The organism is Longimicrobium sp., assembly GCF_036399255.1.
GTDB lineage: Bacteria > Gemmatimonadota > Gemmatimonadetes > Longimicrobiales > Longimicrobiaceae > Longimicrobium.
In genome coordinates, this window is sequence record NZ_DASWNM010000028.1 from 51923 (window position 1) to 57922 (window position 6000).

The 6000-nt window shown below is 69.0% G+C and carries 4 protein-coding genes; all 4 read right to left on the reverse strand.

Features of this window, described 5'->3' with window-relative positions:
• Positions 1 to 721: 721 nt before the first annotated feature.
• The gene (gene hslU, locus VGC13_RS05230; protein ID WP_331124161.1) at positions 722 to 2221 is read right to left on the reverse strand and encodes an ATP-dependent protease ATPase subunit HslU; all 1500 of its coding nucleotides are present in this window, start codon (positions 2219 to 2221) and stop codon (positions 722 to 724) included.
• 6 nt (positions 2222 to 2227) lie between these two features.
• Positions 2228 to 2800 (reverse strand): ATP-dependent protease subunit HslV, encoded by a 573-nt coding sequence (gene hslV, locus VGC13_RS05235; protein WP_331124162.1) that lies wholly within the window; start codon positions 2798 to 2800, stop codon positions 2228 to 2230.
• A gap of 604 nt (positions 2801 to 3404) precedes the next feature.
• Positions 3405 to 4355 (reverse strand): tyrosine recombinase XerC, encoded by a 951-nt coding sequence (locus tag VGC13_RS05240; RefSeq protein ID WP_331124163.1) that lies wholly within the window; start codon positions 4353 to 4355, stop codon positions 3405 to 3407.
• Positions 4352 to 5710 carry a methylenetetrahydrofolate--tRNA-(uracil(54)-C(5))-methyltransferase (FADH(2)-oxidizing) TrmFO gene (trmFO, locus tag VGC13_RS05245; RefSeq protein ID WP_331124164.1) on the reverse strand — a complete coding sequence of 453 codons (1359 nt, stop codon included), beginning with the start codon at positions 5708 to 5710 and terminating at the stop codon, positions 4352 to 4354. Before trmFO ends, VGC13_RS05240 begins: the two co-directional genes overlap by 4 nt.
• Positions 5711 to 6000: the final 290 nt, after the last annotated feature.

The following is a 6000-nucleotide window of genomic DNA, read 5'->3' on the forward strand; positions in this document are numbered from 1 at the left end:
AAGGGGAGAGTTCGATCCCGCACGTCCTTATCGTTCCGCAATATTCCGCCACCTTATCCGCCGGATTGTATTGTGCCAGTCCACCGGCTAACCTATCTTTATCGGACGCCTCTTGGCGAGCCGTCCTGCATCGGAACCCTTTGGGGCACGCAGAGAACAGAGTGGCGTTTCGTGCCGCCTTGCACCGAGATCCTTTACCAGGAGACCCCATGAAGAAGCTCCAGCTGGATGTAAACGCCTTGCGCGTCGAGCGATTCGAGGTGCAGCCGGAAGTTGCGGAGGAGGGGACGGTGGTCGCGAACGACCTCCTGGCCACGCTTCGGACCTGCAACTGTACTGGCGACACGTGCTACCCTCAATTCTCGTGTAATACGGGGAATCCTTGCAAAATCTGCGTTTACTAGCGAATCCGGGGGAATGGTACGGCGCATCATCCTGAGCGGGTCCGAGCCTCACCGTCAGGTTCGGGCCCGTGCCTGCTCGTACGGTGCGCGCAGGCTCCGATCAGGTGCGGTGTGGACTCCACGGTGCCGTAATTCCCCCGGTCGCGGACGCGCAGGTGCCTGGGACGCCGCATGCCGTCGGCGCGCCGTGTCCGGGCAGGCGGACTTTGTGTAGTTGTTGCATCGAGCAGCGAGTTCGGCCCGCCGCAACGCAAAAACAATCGGCCCTCCCCCGGAAATCCCGGAGGAGGGCCGGTCTTCATCCATCAAACGGCGGATCAGAGGATGTACTTGCGCAGGTCCTCGTCCTCCACGATGTCCTTCAGCCGGTCGCGGACGCGGTCGGGGTCGATGGTGATCTTCTTGTCCACCATGTCGGGAAGGTCGAACATCACGTCCTCCAGCAGCGTGGTGAGCACCGTGTGCAGCCGCCGCGCTCCGATGTTCTCCATCTTCACGTTCAGGTTGGCCGCCGTGCGGGCGATCTCGCGCACGCCCTCGCTGGTGAACTGCAGGTCCGCGCCGTCGGCCTCGGCCAGGGCGCGGTACTGCGTGACCAGCGCGTTCTTGGGCTCCTGCAGGATGCGGACGAAGTCGTCCTCCGTCAGCGTGGTGAGCTCCACCCGGATGGGAAAGCGGCCCTGCAGCTCGGGGATCAGGTCCGACGGCTTGCTGACGTGGAAGGCGCCCGCGGCGATGAACAGCATGTGGTCGGTGCGCACCATGCCGTACTTGGTCTGCACGGTGGAGCCTTCGACCACGGGGAGCAGGTCGCGCTGCACCCCTTCGCGCGACACGTCGGGGCCCGAGGAGCCGCTGCGCTCGCCGGCGATCTTGTCGATCTCGTCCAGGAAGATGATCCCCATCTCCTCGCAGCGGTCCAGCGCCTCGTTGATGACCTCGTCCATGTTGACGAGCTTGTCGAGCTCGTCCTGCACCAGGATGCGGCGCGCCTCGCCCACCGACACGCGGCGGCGCTTGGTGCGCTTGGGAAGCCACTCCTGCAGCATGTCCATGAAGTTGCCGTCCATGCCGCCGCCGCCGTCCATCCCGCCGCCCATCGGCACCATCATGTTCTCGATGGGCATGCTGTGGCTCACCTCCACCTCCACCTCGCGGTCCTCCAGCTTGCCGTCGCGCAGCAGCTGGCGGAACTTCTCACGGGTGCGCTCGCGCTTTTCGCGGGTGGCGGCGTCCTCCGTCACCGGCTCCGTCTGCCCGCCGGTGGGGCCGGCGAACCACACGCGCTGCGGCTCCTTGTCCTCGCCCTGCGCGGGGGGCCCGGTCTCCACGGGCGGAATCAGCAGGTCCAGCAGCCGCTCCTCGGCGCGCTGCTCGGCCTGCTCCTGCACCTCGTCCTCGCGCTCGGTGCGCACCATGTTCACCGCGACGTCCACCAGGTCGCGCACCATGGACTCCACGTCGCGGCCCACGTAGCCCACTTCCGTGAACTTGGAGGCTTCGACCTTGACGAACGGGGCGCCGGCCAGGCGGGCCAGGCGGCGGGCGATCTCCGTCTTCCCCACGCCCGTGGGGCCGATCATGATGATGTTGTTGGGGACGATCTCCTCGCGCAGCTCCTCGCTGACGCGCTGGCGGCGCCAGCGGTTGCGCAGCGCGATGGCCACGGCCTTCTTGGCCGCGTTCTGCCCCACGATGTACTTGTCGAGCTCGGCCACGATCTGCCGGGGCGTCATCTCGTCCAGCCAGAGCGGCTGCTCGGGAGTCTGTCCGTCCGCCGCCGCGGGGGCCGCTGCTTCCGTTTCGTTGGTCGCCATTGATTTTCAGACTTCCGGCGCGCGGGGGGCTGGATTTCCGTCCAGCTCCAGCACGGTGATGTTGGTGTTGGTGTAGATGCAGATCTCGCCCGCGATCTCCAGCCCGCGGCGGACGATCTCGGGCGCTTCGAGCGTCGAGTACTCCTTGAGCGCGCGCGCGGCCGCCAGGGCGTAGCTGCCCCCCGAGCCGATGGCGACGATGTCGTCGTCGGGGGCGATTACGTCGCCGGTGCCGCTGATCATGTACAGGTTTTCGCGGTCGGCCACGGCCAGCAGCGCCTCCAGGCGGCGCAGGTAGCGGTCGCTGCGCCAGTCCTTGGCCAGCTCCACGGCGGCCTTGGACAGGTTGCCGGGGTAGCGCTCCAGCTTTTCCTCGAACTTCTCGAACAGGGTGAACGCGTCGGCCACCGAGCCGGCGAACCCCGCGAGGATCTTGCCCTCGCGCAGCTTGCGCACCTTGGTGGCGCTGCTCTTGGCGACCACGTCGCCCATGGTGACCTGCCCGTCGCCGCCCAGCGCGACCTTGCCGTCGCGGCGGACCGCCAGGATGGTGGTGGCGTGGAAGGTGGTGATTGCCATGTATGACCGAAGTGCGAAAGTGCGAAAACGAAAGTGCGTTAGTGCGTTAGTGCGTTAGTGCGTTAGTGCGGGAGGTGGACTCGCTCCCGGTCCGGATCCCGTGCCGTCCGCCCGCAAGGGCGAATGAATTCGCTGCAACAACCACACGAAGTCCGCCTTCGCGGACAGGCGGCCCCGGTGTTCCGGAGCGTACGGTGCGCGCCCGGGCCTCGTCTTTACCGCAGGTGAAGCCCCGCGCCGTTTGCGGGGCTTTCCGCCGTTGTTGCGGCGAGTTCACTCGCTCCCGCGCACGGGGCTGACAAACTCGCGCCGCGCCAGCAGATACGCAAGCCGGAGCGCACAGAGGGCCGCCGCGACGCCTATCCCGTCTCCCCGCTTGTGGGAGAGGGTGCGGCTCTCAAGCCGCGGGTGAGGCCCCCGCGGACGCAGCCCGAAGTCAGCTCCGCGCGCCCACTCCCGCACTCCCGCACTCCCGCACTCCCGCACTCCCGCACTCCCGCACTCCCGCACTCACGCACTCCCGCACTCCCGCACTCACGCACTCCCGCACTCACGCACTCACGCACTCACGCACTCACGCACTCACGCACTCCCGCACTTCCCCCTACGCCCGCGGATGCGCCTGCCGGTACACGCGCTTCAGCCGCTCCTTGCTGGTGTGCGTGTAGATCTGCGTCGTCGAGAGGCTGGCGTGGCCCAGCAGCTCCTTCACCGCCAGCAGGTCCGCGCCGGCGTCCAGCATGTGGGTGGCAAAGGTGTGGCGGAGCGAGTGCGTGCTCAGCCCCGCCTCGCCCGCCACCTCGCGCAGGAACACCCCCACCACGTTCTGCACCTGCCGCACGCCCAGCCGCCGCCCCGTCTGCCCCACGAACACGGCGCGCGCGTCCGGCCGCGTCGCCTGCGCGATGATCCGCTCGCGCTGGTCGTAGTATCCCCGCAGCGCCCGCACCGCCATCCCGCCGATGGGCACGATGCGCTCCTTCCTTCCCTTTCCCAGCACCCGCAGCTGCTCGCTCACCAGGTCCACCGCGCTGGTGCTCAGCGACGCCAGCTCCGAGACGCGCAGGCCGGCGGAGTAGAACAGCTCCACGATGGCCAGGTTGCGCTGGGCGCGAAATCCGCCGGCCTGCGCGCGCATCATCGCCGTCTCGAACAGCTCCTGCATCTGCTCGCGGGTCAGGAACCCCGGCAGCGTGCGCTGCTTCTTGGGCGTCCGCACGGCGCGGGCGGGGTTGGCCTGCACCCGCTCTTCCACATGCAGGTAGCGGTAGAACGAGCGGATGGCGCTGAGCTTTCGTGCGATGCTCGTCCGCGCCAGGCCGCGGCGGGTGGCGCAGTCGCCCATCCAGGCGCGGATGGCCAGCCGGTCCACCCCGCCCCACGACCACTCGGGCGCGCCGTAGTAGCGGTCCAGGAACTCTTGGAACTCGCGCAGGTCGTCGCCGTAGGCGCGCACCGTCTGCGGGGACAGCTGCCGCTCGTGCGCCACGTAGCGCATGAACTCGTCCAGCTCGCCCCCGCGCTGCAGCTCGGCGGCCGCGCCCGCGTCGGTCACCGCGCGGCCGCGGCCATCACGCCGCCGGTCAGCCCGTGCGCCTCCATCCACGCCGCGAAGTCCGCCCGGCCGCGCTCCGCCAGCAGCGCGCGCTTCTCGTCCTTGTCCTTTACCCGCCGGTCCAGCGGGTCCAGCAGGCCGAAGTTGCTGTTCATGGGCGCAAAGTGCTTCGGGTCGCTCTCCCGCAGGTAGCGCATCAGCCCGCCCATCATCGTCGTCGGCGGGGGGACGACGGGGTCCAGGCCGCGGACGATGCGGTCCAGGTTCGCCGCCGCCAGGATTCCGACGGCGGTGGACTCCGTGTATCCCTCCACCCCCGTCACCTGGCCGGCGAACAGCAGCTCCGGCCGGTCGCGCAGCGAGCCGTGCTCCGACAGGCTGGCGGGAAAGTTCAGGTACGTGTTGCGGTGGATGGATCCCCAGCGCAGGAACTCCGCCTCCTGCAGCCCGGGGATCATCCGGAAGATGCGCTTCTGCTCGGGGATGCGCAGGCGCGTCTGGAATCCCACCAGGTTCCACAGGTTCCCCGCTCGGTCCTCCCGGCGCAGCTGCACCACGGCGTGCGCGCGCTTTCCGTCCCACTGCGGCACCTGCAGGCCCACGGGCTTCATGGGTCCGAAGCGCAGCGTCTCGGGGCCGCGGTGCGCCATCACCTCGATGGGCAGGCAGCCTTCGAAGTACGGCACGTTCTCCCAGTCGTGCCCCGCGTGCTCCTCGCCCGTCTTGAGCGCTTCGATGAAGGCCTCGTACTGCTCCTGCGTCATCGGCGCGTTCAGGTAGTCGCCCGCGGCCTCGTCGCCCTTGCCCCAGCGGCTGGCGAAGAAGAGCGTGTCCATGTCCAGCGAGTCGGCGCTGACGACGGGCGCGATGGCGTCGAAGAAGGCCAGCCCCTCGTCGCCCAGCGCGCCGCGGATGGCGGCGGAGAGCGCGTCGCTGGTCAGCGGCCCCGTGGCCACGATGGCGGGGCCGGCCGGCAGCTCCGTCACCTCTTCGCGCACCACGCGGATGCGGGAGTTCGACGCAATGGCGTCCGTCATCCGCTGCGCGAACTCGCCGCGGTCCACCGTCAGCGCGGTGCCGCCGGGGATGCGGCTTTCGCGGGCGCAGGCCAGCAGCAGCGAGCCGCCCACGCCCAGCGCGTCCATCTCCTGCTTGAGGAGGCCGTGCGCGTTGGAGGGGTCTTCGCTCTTGAAGGTGTTGGAGCAGACGATCTCGCCCAGCAGCTCCGTCTTGTGCGCATCGGTGCCGCGCACCGGGCGCATTTCGTACAGCGTGACGTCGTGCCCGCGCTCCGCCAGCTGCCACGCCGCCTCCGAGCCCGAAAGCCCGCCTCCAACCACCGTCACCTCGGCCATCTTCAACCTCGCTGTATGTAGAGCAACGACTTGTTGCGCCTGGACTTCGACCTGCACGTTCCGGGCACCTGCGCGACCCGCGGGCGCCCCCTCCGCTCGCCTAGGCTCGCACCTCCCCCAAAACTGCTGGGGGAGGTTGGATGCCGACGGACCGGTGGTTCGGCGACAGGCATCGGACTGCGCCCGCCGGGGTGCCCCTCCCCCGGCCCCTCCCCGTTCGTTCCTCACGGAGAGGGGAGAATTCGATCCCGCTCCGAAGCCCGTGGATCGCGTCACCCTCCCCCGCGTAG

Excerpts from the sequence above, each read along its gene's own strand:
- hslU (WP_331124161.1), bottom strand. The coding sequence starts at position 2,221 with ATGGCGACCAACGAAACGGAAGCAGCGGCCCCCGCGGCGGCGGACGGA.
- trmFO (WP_331124164.1), bottom strand. The coding sequence starts at position 5,710 with ATGGCCGAGGTGACGGTGGTTGGAGGCGGGCTTTCGGGCTCGGAGGCG.
- hslV (WP_331124162.1), bottom strand. The coding sequence starts at position 2,800 with ATGGCAATCACCACCTTCCACGCCACCACCATCCTGGCGGTCCGCCGC.